The organism is Vibrio sp. TRT 21S02, assembly GCF_050113675.1.
Classification (GTDB): domain Bacteria; phylum Pseudomonadota; class Gammaproteobacteria; order Enterobacterales; family Vibrionaceae; genus Vibrio.
Window position 1 is genome coordinate 21868 of sequence record NZ_JBNJOI010000003.1, and the last position, 17477, is coordinate 39344.

The 17477-nt window shown below is 44.1% G+C and carries 20 protein-coding genes; 9 read left to right on the forward strand and 11 right to left on the reverse strand.

Annotation, left to right across the window (positions count from 1 at the left end; all coding sequences use genetic code 11):
* Positions 1 to 53: 53 nt before the first annotated feature.
* Entirely contained in the window at positions 54 to 1043 is a 990-nt protein-coding gene (rpoS, locus tag ACQEXU_RS04265) for an RNA polymerase sigma factor RpoS (RefSeq protein WP_367987334.1), read from the forward strand.
* A gap of 50 nt (positions 1044 to 1093) precedes the next feature.
* On the opposite strand, the gene ACQEXU_RS04270 is transcribed toward rpoS, so the two are convergent.
* Positions 1094 to 2365: an HlyC/CorC family transporter gene (locus ACQEXU_RS04270; RefSeq protein WP_427009825.1), complete on the reverse strand. Its 1272-nt coding sequence runs from the start codon at positions 2363 to 2365 to the stop codon at positions 1094 to 1096.
* A 113-nt stretch (positions 2366 to 2478) separates the two neighbouring features.
* Positions 2479 to 3273 (reverse strand): cytochrome C assembly family protein, encoded by a 795-nt coding sequence (locus tag ACQEXU_RS04275; protein WP_367987332.1) that lies wholly within the window; start codon positions 3271 to 3273, stop codon positions 2479 to 2481.
* A gap of 180 nt (positions 3274 to 3453) precedes the next feature.
* Between ACQEXU_RS04275 and ffh the strand changes: the two genes are divergently transcribed.
* From ffh to rplS, 5 genes are all read left to right on the forward strand, one after another.
* On the forward strand, positions 3454 to 4839 hold the full coding sequence (ffh, locus tag ACQEXU_RS04280; RefSeq protein ID WP_427009826.1) for a signal recognition particle protein: 1386 nt from the start codon (positions 3454 to 3456) through the stop codon (positions 4837 to 4839).
* Between the two features lie 280 nt (positions 4840 to 5119).
* Positions 5120 to 5368: a 30S ribosomal protein S16 gene (gene rpsP, locus ACQEXU_RS04285; protein ID WP_005438039.1), complete on the forward strand. Its 249-nt coding sequence runs from the start codon at positions 5120 to 5122 to the stop codon at positions 5366 to 5368.
* A gap of 29 nt (positions 5369 to 5397) precedes the next feature.
* A complete protein-coding gene (rimM, locus tag ACQEXU_RS04290; protein WP_427009827.1) occupies positions 5398 to 5946 on the forward strand; it encodes a ribosome maturation factor RimM in 549 nt (182 codons plus the stop codon).
* 27 nt (positions 5947 to 5973) lie between these two features.
* On the forward strand, positions 5974 to 6717 hold the full coding sequence (gene trmD, locus ACQEXU_RS04295; RefSeq protein ID WP_427009828.1) for a tRNA (guanosine(37)-N1)-methyltransferase TrmD: 744 nt from the start codon (positions 5974 to 5976) through the stop codon (positions 6715 to 6717).
* Positions 6718 to 6757: 40 nt separating this feature from the next.
* Positions 6758 to 7111 (forward strand): 50S ribosomal protein L19, encoded by a 354-nt coding sequence (rplS, locus tag ACQEXU_RS04300; protein ID WP_427009829.1) that lies wholly within the window; start codon positions 6758 to 6760, stop codon positions 7109 to 7111.
* Positions 7112 to 7194: 83 nt separating this feature from the next.
* On the opposite strand, the gene yacG is transcribed toward rplS, so the two are convergent.
* From yacG to nadC, 8 genes are all read right to left on the reverse strand, one after another.
* Positions 7195 to 7392 carry a DNA gyrase inhibitor YacG gene (gene yacG, locus ACQEXU_RS04305; protein WP_427009830.1) on the reverse strand — a complete coding sequence of 66 codons (198 nt, stop codon included), beginning with the start codon at positions 7390 to 7392 and terminating at the stop codon, positions 7195 to 7197.
* Positions 7393 to 7463: 71 nt separating this feature from the next.
* A complete protein-coding gene (zapD, locus tag ACQEXU_RS04310) occupies positions 7464 to 8204 on the reverse strand; it encodes a cell division protein ZapD (protein WP_367987326.1) in 741 nt (246 codons plus the stop codon).
* Positions 8205 to 8237: 33 nt separating this feature from the next.
* Positions 8238 to 8846 (reverse strand): dephospho-CoA kinase, encoded by a 609-nt coding sequence (coaE, locus tag ACQEXU_RS04315; protein ID WP_427009831.1) that lies wholly within the window; start codon positions 8844 to 8846, stop codon positions 8238 to 8240.
* A gap of 1 nt (position 8847) precedes the next feature.
* Positions 8848 to 9726: a prepilin peptidase gene (locus ACQEXU_RS04320; protein ID WP_427009832.1), complete on the reverse strand. Its 879-nt coding sequence runs from the start codon at positions 9724 to 9726 to the stop codon at positions 8848 to 8850.
* A 59-nt stretch (positions 9727 to 9785) separates the two neighbouring features.
* Positions 9786 to 11012, reverse strand: a complete 1227-nt coding sequence (locus ACQEXU_RS04325) for a type II secretion system F family protein (RefSeq protein WP_427009833.1) — start codon at positions 11010 to 11012, stop codon at positions 9786 to 9788.
* Positions 11013 to 11039: 27 nt separating this feature from the next.
* Positions 11040 to 12728, reverse strand: a complete 1689-nt coding sequence (gene pilB, locus ACQEXU_RS04330) for a type IV-A pilus assembly ATPase PilB (RefSeq protein ID WP_427009834.1) — start codon at positions 12726 to 12728, stop codon at positions 11040 to 11042.
* Complete coding sequence (locus ACQEXU_RS04335; protein WP_427009835.1) at positions 12729 to 13166, reverse strand: pilin; 438 nt, start codon at positions 13164 to 13166, stop codon at positions 12729 to 12731.
* A gap of 283 nt (positions 13167 to 13449) precedes the next feature.
* Complete coding sequence (gene nadC / locus ACQEXU_RS04340; RefSeq protein WP_427009836.1) at positions 13450 to 14352, reverse strand: carboxylating nicotinate-nucleotide diphosphorylase; 903 nt, start codon at positions 14350 to 14352, stop codon at positions 13450 to 13452.
* A gap of 131 nt (positions 14353 to 14483) precedes the next feature.
* On the opposite strand from nadC, the gene ampD reads away from it, so the two are divergent.
* Positions 14484 to 15029 (forward strand): 1,6-anhydro-N-acetylmuramyl-L-alanine amidase AmpD, encoded by a 546-nt coding sequence (gene ampD, locus ACQEXU_RS04345; protein WP_427010075.1) that lies wholly within the window; start codon positions 14484 to 14486, stop codon positions 15027 to 15029.
* Between the two features lie 23 nt (positions 15030 to 15052).
* On the opposite strand, the gene fldB is transcribed toward ampD, so the two are convergent.
* Positions 15053 to 15574 carry a flavodoxin FldB gene (gene fldB, locus ACQEXU_RS04350; RefSeq protein WP_367987318.1) on the reverse strand — a complete coding sequence of 174 codons (522 nt, stop codon included), beginning with the start codon at positions 15572 to 15574 and terminating at the stop codon, positions 15053 to 15055.
* A gap of 162 nt (positions 15575 to 15736) precedes the next feature.
* Between fldB and xerD the strand changes: the two genes are divergently transcribed.
* The gene (gene xerD / locus ACQEXU_RS04355; protein ID WP_367989208.1) at positions 15737 to 16636 is read left to right on the forward strand and encodes a site-specific tyrosine recombinase XerD; all 900 of its coding nucleotides are present in this window, start codon (positions 15737 to 15739) and stop codon (positions 16634 to 16636) included.
* A gap of 14 nt (positions 16637 to 16650) precedes the next feature.
* The gene (locus ACQEXU_RS04360) at positions 16651 to 17442 is read left to right on the forward strand and encodes a thioredoxin fold domain-containing protein (RefSeq protein WP_427009837.1); all 792 of its coding nucleotides are present in this window, start codon (positions 16651 to 16653) and stop codon (positions 17440 to 17442) included.
* Positions 17443 to 17477 lie beyond the last annotated feature (35 nt).

Genomic DNA, 17477 nt, shown 5'->3' on the forward strand with positions numbered 1-17477 from the left:
ATAGCGACATTAAAGAGTAGTAATGTCTTGCTAGCTCGCCAGGGGGAGGCGCTATGAGTATCAGCAATACAGCAACTAAAGTCGAAGAGTTCGATATCGATCAGCAAACAATGGAATCGTTTTCTGCCGGTAACGGATCGTCTGTTGAAGAAAGTGTTCAAACATCTACAAACAAAGAAGAGTTCGAGGTTTCCGCAAAAAGCTTGGATGCCACTCAACTCTACCTCGGTGAAATCGGTTTTTCTCCTTTATTAACAGCTGAAGAAGAAGTGCTTTATGCACGCCGCGCGTTGCGTGGTGATGAAGCTGCGCGTAAAAGAATGATTGAGAGTAACTTACGTCTGGTCGTTAAAATATCACGCCGTTATAGCAATCGTGGCCTTGCACTGCTCGATTTAATCGAAGAAGGCAACTTAGGTTTGATTCGTGCGGTTGAGAAGTTTGACCCTGAGCGCGGTTTCCGTTTCTCTACGTATGCCACGTGGTGGATTCGCCAAACAATAGAGCGTGCTTTGATGAATCAGACTCGCACCATCCGCTTGCCAATTCATGTTGTAAAAGAGCTCAATATTTATTTGCGTACGGCACGTGAATTATCTCAAAAGCTTGATCATGAACCGACGGCAGAAGAAATCGCCAATCAATTAGATAAACCCGTTGATGATGTCAGTAAGATGCTGCGCCTGAATGAGCGTATCAGCTCTGTTGATACTCCGATTGGTGGTGATGGTGAAAAAGCGTTGCTGGATATCATTCCTGATGCGAAATATTCTGATCCAGAAGTATCGACGCAAGATGATGATATTAAAGACTCATTGATTCATTGGTTAGATGAACTCAATCCTAAGCAGAAAGAGGTGTTAGCTCGTCGTTTTGGATTGTTAGGCTATGAGCCTTCGACACTTGAGGAAGTGGGACGAGAGATCAACCTGACGCGTGAGCGTGTTCGTCAAATCCAAGTTGAAGGACTTAGAAGGTTACGTGAGATCCTGATCAAGCAAGGCCTAAGTATGGAAAACTTGTTTAGTATTGAAGATGACTAGATCCGTAAGGTTCGTTAAAGAAAAAAGCCTTGGTGTTACCAAGGCTTTTTTTAATTCTTATTGGATAATGGAAACACCTTAACCAGTTTGATTCTATTTTCTTCTAATTCGACAATTTCCATTGGATGTCCCGCGACTTGAACACTCAGATGACTTTCTGGGATATCTTCTAAATGTTCAAGGATCAAGCCATTCAATGTTCTAGGACCATCAGTAGGCAAATCCCATTTTAATCCTTTGTTAATGTCGCGAATATTTGCACTGCCCTCGATCAGGAAGCTGCCATCGCTTTGTGGTGTAATTTCATCCGACAAGCTAGGGGCAATGGAGGTCGTAAACTCGCCAACGATTTCCTCTAGGATATCTTCAAGTGTAATTAAACCAATGATGTCGCCATACTCATCAACAATAAGGCCTATTCGCTCTTTATTTCGCTGAAACTTAAGCAGTTGAACATTTAAAGGTGTGCCTTCAGGAATAAAGTAGACTTCATCAGCGGCACGAAGCAGCGTTTCTTTGTTGAATTCATTCTTTTCCAGCATTAGGCGTGATGCCTCACGCAAACGAAGCATTCCAACAACTTCGTCAATTTGATCTCGGTAAAGAACAACACGCCCGTGTGGAGAGTGTGTCAGTTGGCGCACAATCGACTTCCAATCATCATTGATGTCGATACCAGTAATTTCATTCCTTGGGATCATGATGTCGTTGACTGTCACGTGTTCCAAGTCAAGGATTGAAATCAACATATCTTGGTGGCGCGTTGGGATCAGGCTACCGGCTTCGTTCACCACGGTGCGGAGTTCTTCTGAGCTGAGGTGGTCATCATCACCATGCTTCGCTTTGATTCCCAGTAAGCGAATAAACCCGTTGGTAATAAAGTTAACGAAAATAACCAGAGGAGATAACAGCTTCATTAAAACAGTTAGGACAATACTACTGGCGTATGACACTCGCTCAGGGTATAGCGCTGCCAATGTTTTTGGGGTGACTTCTGCAAAAACCAGTACTACAAGCGTGAGGGCACCAGTGGCGATTGCTACACCAAGGTCGCCGTAGAGGCGCATGCCTAAAATGGTGGCAATGGCAGAAGCTAAAATATTAACTAGGTTGTTACCGATAAGAATAAGGCCGATAAGACGATCGGGGCGATCTAGCAGCTTTTCAACTCGCTTTGCACCTTTATGGCCAGTATTAGCAAGGTGTTTTAAGCGGTAGCGGTTCAGAGCCATCATCCCTGTTTCTGAGCCTGAAAAATATCCTGAAATTACAATCAGACACGCGAGTAGCGCAAATAAGATACCCGTTGATATGTCATCCAAAGCTTAATGTTTCCTTTTGAAGTTCTGGTTAATTTATGGCCTAACTCGCTAGTTAAGTCAATAAGGCGAGTATTGTAGAAGAAAGGTGCATTGCATGCACCTTATCAGGCGTCTCAGTTTAGAATAATTTCGCGAACAAACCGGCTACCAAAGTAGGCAAGGGTGAGTAATGTGGCTCCAGCGACCGCAAACCAAGTGACTTTCTTTCCTCGCCATCCCTTTTGATAATGACCCCAAAGTAAAATGGAATAGACGATCCAAGCGATGAAAGAGAGGATTCCTTTATGTGCTTTACCCTGCGCAAACATATCTTGAACAAAAACAAAGCCTGTTAGCAGTGTTCCTGTTAGCAATAGATTACCTATCAAAATGATCTTAAATAATTGCCGCTCAACCATCATTAAAGGTGGCAGGTTGGGGTTAATTGCTAGCGCTTTCTTTGCCTTTAATTTGTGATCCAACCAAGCTAATTGCAGTGCATACAATGCCCCGATTGTCAGTGTTGAATAAGAGAACAGCGCCAGTGATATATGGATTAATAACTTAGGGTCATTTTCCAAATGGGTAATAAAGGTACTTGGTAAGAATGCGGCGGCAGAGAGGTTTAGTGCAGAAAAACTGTAGACCACCGGGAGCAAAAACCAGATCCGAGTTTTGAGCATGGCCACGCTCATAACCAGAGAGATAATAAAGCTGATCAGAGAGGCGACATTGAGAATACTCAGGTTTTGTCCTGAACTTTCAAAAATTAGATCACTTAATAGCCAAGCGTGAAAAGCAAGGGCCAGCACCGCACTGACAAAAACGGTCTTCGAGCGAATACCTGTCTGGTGAACCAGTCCCGGGATAATGGTTGCTATTGCCAAAACATATAAGATGGTAGCAACAACAGCGATTAAGTTGTCCATTGTTCTCTAAAAGCTGGTGGTTAATTGACGAATTATACCCTGCATCAACGGCTTGGGCTATGGAATTACCGCGCTAATTGTGAGAGTTGAGATATCAAATTTCATCTGAACTTTGTCATGTCTACTTTGGCTAAGGTATACTCACTTTAATTTATCGCCGAATCTTGCGAAGAGTAAAAGATGTTTGAGAATTTAACGGATCGCTTATCCCGCACGCTGAAAAATATCAGCGGTAAGGGACGTCTTACGGAAGACAATATTAAAGAGACCTTGCGTGAAGTACGCATGGCATTGCTGGAAGCGGACGTTGCGCTGCCAGTTGTTCGAGATTTCATTAAGCGTGTCAAAGAAAGCGCAGTTGGTGTTGAGGTTTCCAAGTCTCTAACGCCTGGTCAAGAGTTTATTAAGATCGTTCAGACCGAACTTGAAGCGGTGATGGGCGAATCGAATGAAGCGCTGAACCTCGCGGCACAACCACCTGCAGTTATTTTGATGGCGGGTCTACAAGGTGCAGGTAAAACCACTTCGGTAGGTAAACTATCGAAACTACTCACCGAGCGAGACAAAAAGAAAGTCTTAGTTGTTTCTGCTGACGTTTACCGCCCAGCGGCAATCAAGCAGCTAGAGACACTTGCTAGTGATGTAGGTGTTGATTTCTTCCCTTCTTCGCCAGATCAAAAACCAATTGATATTGCGAATGCTGCTATCGACCATGCGAAGAAGAAGTTTTACGACGTTCTCGTTGTGGATACTGCTGGTCGTTTAGCGGTTGATGAAGAGATGATGGCGGAGATCCAAGCACTTCACACCGCTATCACGCCAGTAGAAACCCTATTCGTGGTTGATGCGATGACGGGGCAAGATGCTGCAAATACAGCGAAAGCATTTGGTGATGCCCTTCCATTGACGGGTGTGATCTTAACCAAAGTCGATGGTGATGCACGTGGTGGTGCCGCACTATCGGTTCGTCATATCACGGGTAAGCCAATCAAATTCCTCGGTGTGGGTGAGAAAACCGACGCACTAGAACCATTCCACCCTGATCGTGTTGCATCACGGATTCTTGGAATGGGTGATGTTCTATCACTGATTGAAGATCTTCAACGTAATGTTGACCAAGAAAAAGCCGAGAAGCTGGCTAAGAAATTCAAAGAGAAGAAAGGCTTTGACTTAGAAGACTTCCGTGAACAGCTTGGTCAAATGCAAAACATGGGTGGCATGATGGGAATGATGGATAAACTTCCAGGCATGTCCCAACTCCCTGCTGATGTCAAAGATAAAGTCGATGACAAAATGTTTAAGCAGATGGAAGCCATCATTAACTCTATGACGATGAAAGAGCGTCAGCGCCCAGAACTCATCAAAGGTTCACGTAAAAAGCGTATTGCTGCTGGTTCAGGTACTCAGGTTCAAGATGTAAACCGTTTACTTAAGCAGTTCACTCAAATGCAAAAAATGATGAAGAAAATGCAAAAGGGTGGCATGAAAGGCATGATGCGTAATATGCAAGGCATGATGGGTGGTATGGGCGGCATGGGTGGCGGATTTAATCCATTTGGTCGCTAAGTTGTATCTAAATGAAAATGGCCTGAAACTTCGGGCTCTTTTTCGTTGAAGAAACACTGCATTAGAATTTAAGGGGCGGTAGAAACTTTATTTTCAACCTGTTAGCTAGGTCACAAACGAAAATCCCTATTTATGTTGGTGAAAAAATAGCTAAAACCCTTGCATTGACTCGGAATAAGAGTAAAATTCCGGAGCTTTATTTTGGCACGAGACCCCAAACTGTTTAGTGATAAATGGTTTCTGGGGTTAATTTTATTTTTGAGAAAGCAAAGAGGACGACATGGTAACCATTCGTTTGGCACGTCACGGCGCTAAAAAGCGTCCATTTTATCAAATCGTAGTAGCGGACAGCCGTAACGCTGCAACTGGCCGTTTCATCGAGAAAGTTGGTTTCTTCAACCCAACTGCTAAAGGTCAAGAAGAAGGTCTACGTCTAGACCTAGATCGCGTTAACCACTGGGTTGGTCAAGGCGCATCTCTATCTGACCGCGTTGCTAAGCTAGTTAAAGACGCTCAAAAAGCGGCTTAATTCTTAATTTAAGAAGTAGAAATTAGCTTATGTCGATGAAAGGTAAAGAAACGATGAGCGGCGACAAGATTGTTGTAGGCAAGCTTGGTGCTACTTATGGCATTCGTGGCTGGCTTAAAGTTTTTTCCTACACAGACAATGCTGAAAGCATATTTGATTACAGCCCTTGGTTTATTAACCAAAAGGGTTCGTGGGTTGAGTACAAAGTAGAAAGCTGGAAGCGCCATAACAAAGGTATGGTGGCTAAGCTGGAAGGTCTGGATATTCGCGAAGACGCGCATTTACTGACGAACTTTGAAATCGCTATTGACCCTGCGGCACTGCCTGAACTGTCAGAAGATGAATTCTACTGGCGCGAATTGTTTGGTATGCAAGTGGTAACCACGAAAGGTTACGATCTAGGTGTTGTTACAGACATGCTAGAAACTGGCTCAAACGATGTTTTGGTTGTGAAAGCAAATCTAAAAGATGCTTTCGGGCAAAAGGAACGACTAATCCCGTTTCTTGAAGAGCAAGTGATCACTAAAGTTGATCGCGAAGCTCAACGGATCGAAGTTGACTGGGATCCTGGATTCTAAACTCCAAAGCTACAGAGCGAGATACACATGTGGGTTGGCGTAATAAGCCTTTTTCCTGAAATGTTCCGTTCTGTTACTGATTTCGGAGTAACAGGTCAAGCGGTTAAAAAAGGTCTTTTGTCGATTGAGACTTGGAATCCTCGAGATTTTACTCACGACAAACATCGCACTGTTGATGATAGACCTTATGGTGGTGGCCCTGGCATGTTAATGATGGTTCAGCCTTTGCGTGATGCCATTCATACTGCAAAAGAAGCCTCACCGGGTAAGACGAAAGTCATTTACCTATCTCCTCAAGGTCGTAAGCTCGACCAGAAAGGGGTTGAAGAACTGGCAACAAATGAGAATTTACTGCTTATTTGTGGCCGTTATGAAGGGGTAGATGAGCGCATCATTCAATCTGAAGTCGACGAAGAATGGTCGATCGGGGATTTTGTGATGACGGGTGGTGAGATACCAGCCATGACGTTGATCGATTCTGTCTCTCGGTTTATTCCGGGTGTACTAGGAGATTTTGCGTCAGCAGAAGAAGATTCTTTTGCCAATGGCTTGCTAGATTGCCCTCACTATACGCGTCCTGAAGTGTTGGATGACAAACAAGTACCAGCGGTACTGATGTCTGGCAACCACAAGGACATTCGTCAATGGCGACTTAAACAGTCGCTGGGCCGAACTTGGCAAAGAAGACCAGAGCTCCTGGAAAACCTAGCTCTGACTGACGAACAGGAACAATTACTTGCTGAGTTCATTAAAGAACATAACGCAAAGTAACCTATTTTATTTAGTATCAGTTTATTCTAGGAATTTAAAAATGAGTAACATCATCAAAGCTCTTGAGCAAGAGCAAATGAAACAAGACCTACCTAAGTTTGCACCAGGTGACACTGTTGTTGTTCAGGTTAAGGTTAAAGAAGGCGAGCGTTCACGTCTACAGGCTTTCGAAGGCGTTGTAATTGCAATCCGTAACCGTGGTCTTCACTCTGCTTTCACTGTACGTAAGATCTCTAACGGTGAAGGTGTTGAGCGTACGTTCCAAACTCACTCTCCAGTTGTTGATAGCATCGAAGTTAAACGCCGTGGTGCAGTACGTCGTGCCAAACTGTACTACCTACGTGAGCGTTCTGGTAAGTCTGCTCGTATCAAAGAGAAACTTGCTAAGAAGTAATGCTATAACTAGCGTTCTCATAGTAAAACGGGGTCGATTCATCGACCCCGTTTTTTTATGCACATCATTTTAAATGAATTATTTCAGTACGATTCTTCAGACCAGCCGTCACTGTCTGACATGTCTGAGGCACCCGGTATCGTATTCTCTTCATCTGCCCACTCACCAAAATCAATCATCTGACACTGTTTGCTACAAAACGGTCGATGAGGGCTCTGCTCTCCCCACTCAACATCAGTATTGCATTGTGGGCATTGAACTATGGTCAGTTTTTTTGTCATTGTGAAAACCTAAAATTTACTTCAGAAGGGTATTGTCTGTGTTGCAGCGAGAGAGCGCAAGTGGATTAATATCAGCAGCAAACCGCCAATTCAAACTCGATATCGTGTGAACAAGCTTGCCCGGTAGAAAACTCAATAAACTTAATCGCAAAACGGTTTTTATGTCCGGAAATCATAGGATAAACCCCATATTGGAGTGGGATATCGAGTCTTAAGATATTGGCTTCTTCTGCATCGCTTTGGTAAAAACCAGAATGTGCATATTGGTGTTTAAAATGTCCGGTTTCACGAGACAGCTTGAGCCATAGATCGAGAGCGTTGGATAACGGCAGCAAGGTACTTAACCAGCGTTGAGTATCTGCATTCTTCTTTTCGATAGGGAGATGAAGCCAATGATGTAATGCTGGAAGATCGAAGCAGCATGCGCCACCAGGTAAATTAAATCGCTGGCGAATTGAGCCGAGGAAACGATCCTCTTTTAAACTCTGACCGAAACGCTCAGCAGCCATTAAACCTGCGTGAGTTTGATCCACTTCATTGAGTATGCCACGAAGCATTTCTTGATCAACGCCTTCGACATTGAGCCAACTTCGATATGTGAGTCGTTGCTTTTCAATATCTTTAGCTAGTTCACTTTTGAGCTGGATCTGTTCAAAAATTTCCAGAAGATCAAATAAGGAACGAAAAAATAGCAGGTGCTGAAGTTCATCGCGAAATTGCGCTGATGTATTTAGTTGTTGCAGCAGCGACTCAACACGAAGGTAGATCCGAGTTTTTTCGTTAAGTGGATGTTCAAAAAAGTGGGTGGTCATTCAGTTATGCCCTACATTGATCTTCTTTTATTCTCACAGATTTGCACTGCTTATGGCTAGGTACTTTTTATGTAAATCTGTGATTAAAGGCAAAAGTTGACGGTTTTTTGCATCATTTTTAATCACATCATCTGCGATGGCTAAACGCTCAGTTCGACTCGCTTGTGCAGCAAGGATGGCTTCTGCTTGCTGCCTTGAGATATTGTCGCGTTGCATCGTACGATCAATCTGAGTTTGCTCATCGACATCTACGACTAATACGCGATCAGCCATATGTTGAAGGTTATTCTCTGCCATTAACGGAATGATCAGTAATGCATAAGGAGAGCGAACTTGACTTAACGCTAGCTGCATTTGCTGTCTTATCATAGGATGTAATAAGGCATCTAACCACGCTTTTTCCTTTGGATTCGAAAAGATCTTCTCACGTAGTGCTGCGCGGTTTAATGTGCCAACTTCCGTTAAGATCGCAGTCCCATATCGCTTGGCAATCTGTTGCAAGCCTTTACTTCCAGGTTCGACAACTTCACGAGCAATGATATCGGCATCAACCAGCTCAATATCAAAATGTTCGTGAAATAAGTTGGCAATGGTTGTTTTTCCACTGGCGATACCGCCCGTTAGGCCGATGACATAGGCCATATCAAATTCCTATAAATGAGGATAAGTACCAATTCATGATACTCTCTCCCCACATCATACTGAGCCAGCCAGCTATCGCAAGATAAGGGCCAAATGGAAAGGCTTTATCAATACCTTTTTTTTGCATTCGTAGTTGTATCAGGCCAAAAAACAGCCCAACCAAAGAAGAAAGCAGAATGATCATTGGTAAGTATTGCCAACCAAGCCAAGCCCCTAGGGCTGCGAGAAGTTTAAAGTCCCCATATCCCATGCCTTCCTTACCTGTGAGCAACTTAAAAAGCCAATAGACACTCCACAAGGCAAGGTAGCCAGCCATTGCACCAATAACCGCATCATGAAGCGATACCGGGCTTACCTCAAAGAGAGCCAATGCCAGCCCTGACCATACTAAAGGCAGAGTTAACTGATCGGGCAATAACATAGTATCAAAATCAATAAAGGTCGCGCTGATTAACACAAACGTGAAAAAAATAAGAGCGATGGCATAGCCACTAAAAGGAAAGTTTAAAGCGATGGTGCAACACAGGATTGCGGTTAGCAGTTCTACAAAAGGGTAGCGCGCAGAAATTTTAGCCTGGCAATGGTGACAACGGCCGTTGAGTACTAACCAGCTCAATACGGGAATATTATCAATGATACGCAGTTTGCTTTGACAAGATGGGCACGCTGAACGTGGCACACTCAAGTTGTAAGTCCCTTGCGGTGGCTGGATTTTATATTCAGGGAAGCTCTCGGCACAATCTTGTCGCCACTCTCGTTCCATCATAATTGGCAAGCGATGGATGACGACGTTGAGAAAACTGCCGACAATCAGACCAAACAGGCTGGCGAATATAGGAAAAAGCCAAGGGTAGTATTCAAATAATTCCGTTGAAAACATGTAAAGCACCTAAAAAAAGAGCAAGCACTCCGGCTTGCTCAAAGACGTTAGTGATGATTTTATCCCAATACACTCATTAAGTTAAAGATTGGTAAGTACATTGCGACAACCAGCCCGCCGACAACAATGCCCAAAAACACGATAATTAAGGGTTCTAGTATTTTTCCGAGGTTATCGACGGTGTTGTCTATTTCAAACTCGTAGATGGTGGCGACCTTATTTAACATATCATCTAAACGGCCAGACTCTTCGCCTATCATGATCATTTGCAGCACCATCTCGGGGAATGTTTCTGTATTACGCATAGCGATATACATTGGCATGCCGGCGGCGGTATCGCGATAGACTTCATCGATGGCATGTTGATAGTGCGTGTTGTTGGCGGTTTTAGCCGAGGTTTTTAAGCTGGTTAAGATTGGAATACCAGCACTAAAGCTAGTTGCAAGCGTTCGGCTGAATTTTGCGATTGAGGCTTTAGACATGACGGCACCAATGATCGGGATACGAAGGCTAAGTCGACTACTGTGAAGCTTGGCTCGAAACGACTTTTTGCGCATCGTTTTGACAACCAAAACAATCAGGAATATGGCCACTACAACCATCCAACTATAGGCTTGAACCCAATGAGAAAGTTTGAGCACTTGCTGAGTAAACCAAGGAAGCTCCGCACCAAATCCTTTAAACATCGCCTCGAATTCGGGAATGACCATGGTCAGCATCAAGTAAGACACTCCTAATGCAACAAGAACAACCATGCTGGGATAAATTAATGCCTTAATTACTTTGGCTCTGAGTTGCTCCGATTTTTCGCGATAAGTTGCAATACGCTCAAAAACTTCGGGTAGGTTACCGGATTGTTCGCCGGTAGCGACTAAATCAATATACAGTGTATCGAAATGTGAGCTGGCGGTGCGCATGGCTTTAGACAGTGGCGTTCCGGCTTCAACCCCTTTGGTGATCTGAGACAAAATTGACTTCATTTCGGCTTTTTTATGGTTATCTCCGACCAGTTTTAAAGCCTGTACCAGAGGAACGCCTGTGACCAGCATTGTGGCGAGTTGTCGGGTCAAAATTGTGATGTCTTTGCCTTTGACGCGCTGTGTCGCCTTAGTGATAAAAGACACCCCGGTTTTTTTGAGCTTTTTCACTTGAATGTGTTGCTCTTTGAGTTTGTCTCTTACTTCAATTTCACTAAAGGCCAACATATTACCGGAGGCAAGTTTGCCGGTACTGTTTATGCCTTTCCAGCGATAGCTTTTCAGTTGTACTTGAGGTCTGCTTCTCATAAGTTGTTCCCAACGGTGAGAGGATGGTTATAAGTAGAGTACACGCTGCAATTCAGCGTAACTGGTGATGCCTTGCTTTAATTTTTCAATGCCAGACTCTTTGAGTGTCTGCATCCCTTGTGATTGAGCAAGGCCTTCAATTTGTTGGATATCAGCCCCTTGAATGATGGCTTGGGCGAGCTTGTTATTAAATGCCATCACTTCGTAGATACCGACTCGGCCAGAGTAACCGCTATTACAATCGCTACAGCCCTCATTATTTGCTTGGTAAATTGGAGTATCTGGTGTGAGGTTTAATTGTTTTAGCACCACGTCGGGGGCGTGATACGGCAACTTGCATTGAGGACAAAGTTTTCGCGCAAGACGCTGAGCAATGATCAAACTCAGTGATGAAGCGATGTTGAACGGAGCAATCCCCATGTTACCTAATCGAATCACGGTTTCAGCCGCTGAGTTTGTATGGAGTGTTGACAGAACTAAGTGACCTGTTTGGGCCGCTTTGACTGCAATTTCTGCGGTTTCGAGATCGCGGATTTCACCCACCATCACGATGTCAGGATCTTGACGTAAGAAGGCACGCAAAGCTTCGGCAAAGCCAAAACCAATTTGCGGTTGAACTTGAACTTGGTTGATGCCACGAATGTTGATCTCTACCGGATCTTCTGCAGTCGAAATGTTGATTTCATCGGTATTGAGTATGCGCAAGCCTGTATAGAGTGAAACCGTTTTTCCGCTTCCTGTAGGGCCTGTCATTAAGATCATTCCCTGCGGCTTTTTCAGGGCGTTGAGATAAAGCTGTTTTTGCGTGTCGTTGTAGCCAAGCTTGTTGATATCAAGATTGGCAGCGCTGCTGTCGAGTAGTCGCAGAACGATTTTTTCGCCCCATAATGTGGGGAGCGTAGAAACACGCATATCAATTGCGGTTTCTGCATTGAGGCGAAGTTTGATCCGTCCATCTTGAGGCAATCGACGCTCAGAAATATCGAGTTTTGACAGAATTTTAATCCGAGCTGAAAGGCGGCGGCTTAAATGGTGTGAAGGTTGCTGAGTTTCAATCAAAATCCCATCACAGCGTAGTCGTACTCGGTAGCTGTCTTCATATGGTTCAAAATGGATATCTGATGCGCCTTTACGTACAGCATCAAGAAGAATTTGATTAATATACCGACTGACTGGCGCTTCATCTTTACTGAGATCTTCTAACCCGCCAATTTCATCGTCACTGACATCAACTAACTCTGCCAGTTCGTTTTCATTGATGTCTTTGACATTTGATGAGCCTCCGCTAATGGTACGGCCATACAGTTTACGTACCGCCCCTTGAAGGTCTTTGCAGTTTGCCAGCACTAGCTCAATTTGTAACCCTGTTGCAAAGCGAAATTCGTCTTCCACTTCTAAATTCGTGGGGTCAGAAATAGCCAGTGTGAGTGTTTGCCCTTGTTGTTCTATCGGAAGGGCGAGGTGACGAGTAATGAGCTCACGCAATGACAACTGCTGGCACAGTGGCGTATAGTCGTATTGGGTGATTTTTTTCTCTGGGAAACCGAAAATTCGGCACAGTTCAATGGTTAATGCCTGACTGTCGATGATGCCAAGATCGACTAATGCTTCAGGGACGGACATCCCTGAAGCATTGATATGTTCTTCCACTTGTGGTTCTTGCTCCGCGCTAAGAATATTCGCTTGGCGCAAGATTGAAGGAAGGTTGGTGAGCATTTATGAGCAGCTAGATGGTTTAGCTGATGCTGGGACATGTGTATTTGTAGAACAACCCCAGCCAGTAGTGCTTTTCTGGTACGTAATCGTTCCTTCAGCACCACTAGTGCCCATTGAACCACTAGTAAATTTAAATTGGATCGCGTTTGTACCCGTTACACTTATCTCTCCAAGCGTATTTGAACCAGCTGAAATACCAACAGCACTAAAGACTGCTGCTTGATCTGTCGCAGCAAAATCTCCGTTCTCTTGAATGTAAAGTTCAGCTGGTGTCATCATCGACTTTAAAGTAGCTAAGCCAGACGCAGCTTCGCTTTTGGCAACATAGTTTTGATAGGCTGGAACAGCAATTGCTGACAGTACACCGATAATCGCCACCACAATCATCAATTCAATTAACGTAAAACCTTTTTGTTTACGAGTTTGTTTTGTTTGCATCTCTGACTCTCCATTCATTGCAACTCAACAGTAGCGAGAGAATATAAGTTGCTGATATGCAGATGAATTCACTCGGAAATACTCCGCGAGTCAGTTATGAAAATCAATGTGGAGTTTTCATTCAACAGACAAATTATTTCGAGCCTCAACAAAAATCTGACACGATTGTAAGGAAAAAGAGACAAAAAAAAGGAGACTATGTCTCCCTTTAATTGTTGAAAAAATAAGAACTTAGTTCCAGATTAAAACGAGAAAATTCGTTATGGCTTCGTTCTTTTATTTACTATTTAAAACGCATGGAGAGATCCATGGCTTTTAGATGTTTGGTTAGGGCGCCAACAGAAATGTAATCCACGCCTGTTTCTGCAAATTCACGAATAGCTGCTAAAGTGACATTGCCAGAATTTTCTAATGCTGCTCGACCAGCATTAATTTTCACCGCTTCACGCATCATATCGGTAGTGAAGTTATCCAACATGATGATATCAGCACCGGCATCGATGGCTTGTTGAAGCTCATCAAGGCTCTCTGTCTCAACTTCAACGGGTTTACCTGGGTTCAATGATTTAGCCGTACTGATGGCTTGTGCTATACCACCGCAAGCAATGATGTGGTTCTCTTTAATTAAGTATGCATCGAAAACGCCAATGCGATGGTTATAGCCACCGCCGCATGCTACGGCATATTTGAGTGCGCTGCGCAGGCCTGGAATGGTTTTACGCGTGTCTAATAGGCGACACTTTGTCCCCTCTAGCTGTTTGGCGTATTCTGCGGTCGTGGTTGCGCAGCCCGATAGGGTTTGAATGAAGTTCATGGCATTGCGCTCACCCGTTAACAGCATACGTGCTGAGCCTGAGAGCGTGCAAAGGACTTGGTTGGGTTCAACCACATCACCATCTTGAACATGCCATTCAATTTTCACTTGGCTGCCATTTTCTTGTGCTGACAATTGCTTAAACACTTCATCTGCCCATGCTTGACCACAAAAAACACCGTGTTCGCGAGTAATAATGGTGGCGATGTTATGGGCATCAGCTGGGATCAGACTTGCTGTGATATCAGCGGCAGGGTTAAGCGTTCCACCCAGATCTTCTTTAAGCGTGTCAGCAACCGCACGAGTAATTTCAAGTGGGAGTTGCTGCTTCAAATAATCGAGACGTTCTTGGCTGTTATGTGTGTTTTTCATCGCAAATCTAATACGCAGTTGAACAGAGGTGGGCATGATACGCTGACTGCGGATGAAATTCAGCCATTAATCTCGCATTTCATTGCCAAAGGGATAAAATCAGAGAGTTAGTTAAGTTAATGAGCAGCAATATGATTGATGACCAAGGTTGGTATCGCCTCGCACGACATGTGCCATCTCCATTTTATGACCAAAGAAGTGATAATGAAGATATCTCTTTGCTGGTGGTTCACAACATCAGTTTACCGCCCGGCCAATTTGGTGGGCCTTATATTGAGCAGTTTTTTACAGGCAAATTGAATCCGGATGCGCATCCTTTTTTTAAAGTGATTCATAAAATGGGGGTATCGGCTCATTGCCTTATTCGCCGAGATGGGGAAGTGGTGCAGTTTGTGCCTTTTCAAGCGAGAGCATGGCATGCAGGCGTTTCTAGTTTTACCGGGCGGGAAAAGTGCAATGATTATTCGATAGGAATTGAGTTGGAAGGGGATGATTTTACTGCCTACACCGCGGCTCAATATGATGCGTTAATCGAGTTAACACGAGCAATTCAGCACCGTTACCCGATGATCACTCCCGCTCGAATTACTGGACATCAGTATATAGCCCCGCTACGTAAAACTGATCCGGGGCTCGTCTTTGATTGGGTTCGCTTTAAAAAAGGGTTGTGTTCCTAGAGAAAAGCGCTCGGGGATTGAGCTCAGAGTGTTTCTTGATACTCGATGAGCACCTGCTCAACCCAAGTAGCGATGCGTTCATCACTAAGTTCGTATTGGGAGTCTTCATCCAGTGCTAACCCAACAAAAAGGCTGCCATCTGCCGTGAGGGCTTTGGAAGCTTCAAACTCATAGTGTTCGTCATTTGGCCAATAACCAATGACCTTTGCGCCCGCTTTGATGACTTCATCATGAAGCATACCCATGGCATCAAGATACCACTCTCCGTAACCTTCTTGATCGCCTAGGCCAAAAAGAGCAACAGTTTTGCCTTTAAGTGATAACTCACTGACCTGATCCCATAGCTCGTTCCAGTCTTCTTGTATTTCGCCAAAGTCCCACGTGGAAATTCCGAGGATCAACAAATCGTAGTCATTCATTAAGCTCAGATCTGACGTTTTGACATTATGAATATCGAGCAGCTCTTCACCGATGATGGCACGTATTTTTTCTGCTGCCATTTCGGTATAGCAGGTGGTTGAACCGTAAAATAAACCGATTTTCATCTCTGTTACATCACTATTATTGGAATCAGGGTTGGGAATTCTAACCACAAATGACACAAGAATGCAGCGATTATCTGTATAAAACGATTTTTTTATGGCTTTGTTTTTATGCCTCCCTTACATTGGCGAAGAATTAAATATCAGAGGTTTGTCGTGTCTGAAATGAATTCGCCCGATCATGGGCTGATTGAACAATTTCTCGATACTATGTGGATGGAACGTGGTTTATCTGAAAACACGTTAGCATCTTATCGTAATGATCTAGTGAAGCTACTGCAGTGGATGACGGAGCATAATTATCGTCTGGACTTCATTAGCTTGTCTGGGTTGCAGGAGTATCAAACTTGGTTGGTGGATGCAGGATACAAACAAACATCCAGAGCTAGAATGTTGTCTGCGATCCGTCGTTTATTTCAATATTTGCATCGGGAAAAATTGCGCGCGGATGATCCTAGTGCGCTGTTAGTTAGTCCGAAGCTACCTAAACGACTGCCTAAGGATTTGACGGAAGCGCAGGTTGAAGCGCTGCTGGATGCGCCGGACCCTAATGATCCGATGGAGCTACGTGATAAAGCCATGCTGGAATTACTTTATGCTACGGGTCTTCGTGTTACTGAACTTGTTAGCTTAACCATGGAAAACATGAGTTTACGCCAAGGCGTTGTTCGCGTTATGGGTAAAGGCGGAAAAGAGCGTTTGGTCCCAATGGGAGAAAATGCCATTGAATGGATTGAAACTTTTCTGCATGAAGGGCGGTCAATATTGCTTGGTGAGCAAACATCTGATGTGGTGTTTCCGAGTAAGCGGGCTCGTCAAATGACGCGGCAGACTTTTTGGCATCGTATTAAGCATTATGCCGTTTTGGCGGGGATCGATAGTGAACAGCTTTCTCCTCACGTATTGAGGCATGCTTTTGCCACCCATTTATTAAATTATGGGGCGGACTTACGTGTGGTGCAGATGCTATTGGGGCATAGTGACTTATCGACAACACAAATTTATACTCATGTAGCCACCGAAAGGCTTAAACAAATTCATAGTGAGCACCATCCAAGGGCTTGATAAGGAAGAAATTAATGAGCGTACTACGCCGACTACCCATATTGGCATTACCACTTTTTGTCGCCGCTTGTAATGCTGACGATACGAACCAAGAACAAGTTAAAGCAACAGCAGCGCCAGTCGCAACGCAGGCAAACGAATTTAACAAAGAAGAACTGATTGAGCGTTTTAGCAAATTACGTTTAAACGTCGATGATGTGATTCTTTCAGAGATTGAAGGATTGGTTGAAGTGCAAACTTCCGGCGGCCCATTATATGCGTCACCTGATGGTAAGTTCTTTATTGCAGGGACACTCTTTAGCTTGGCTGATGATGGTCAGTATGTTGATGTAGTGGCTAAACGTCAGGCGCCACTTAATGTCGAGAAGCTTGCCAAACTGCAAGACAGTATGATTGAGTTCAAAGCAGAGAATGAGAAATACGTGGTCACGGTATTTACTGACATTACATGTGGCTATTGTGTGCGCTTGCATAGCGAAATGAAAGAATACAATGACCTAGGTATCACAATTCGTTACCTTGCATTTCCACGCCAAGGTGGCGTAAGTCCTGTCGCGGATCAAATGGCTGCAATTTGGTGTTCATCGGAGCCAAAATCTGCGATGCATGATGCGAAAATTAATCGTGTTATGCCGGAGAAAGGTGAGAACTTTGCTCAGTGTCAGAGCACTATTAAGCAGCACTATCAGCTAGGTAAAGAGCTTGGTATTAGTGGAACGCCAGCAATTTTCCTTCCTAATGGCGAGATGGTCGGTGGTTACCTACCTCCTGAGAAATTGCTAGAACGTTTGCAATCCATCCAATAAATTCTCATCATGGGCCTCATTGAAGGCCCTTTTTT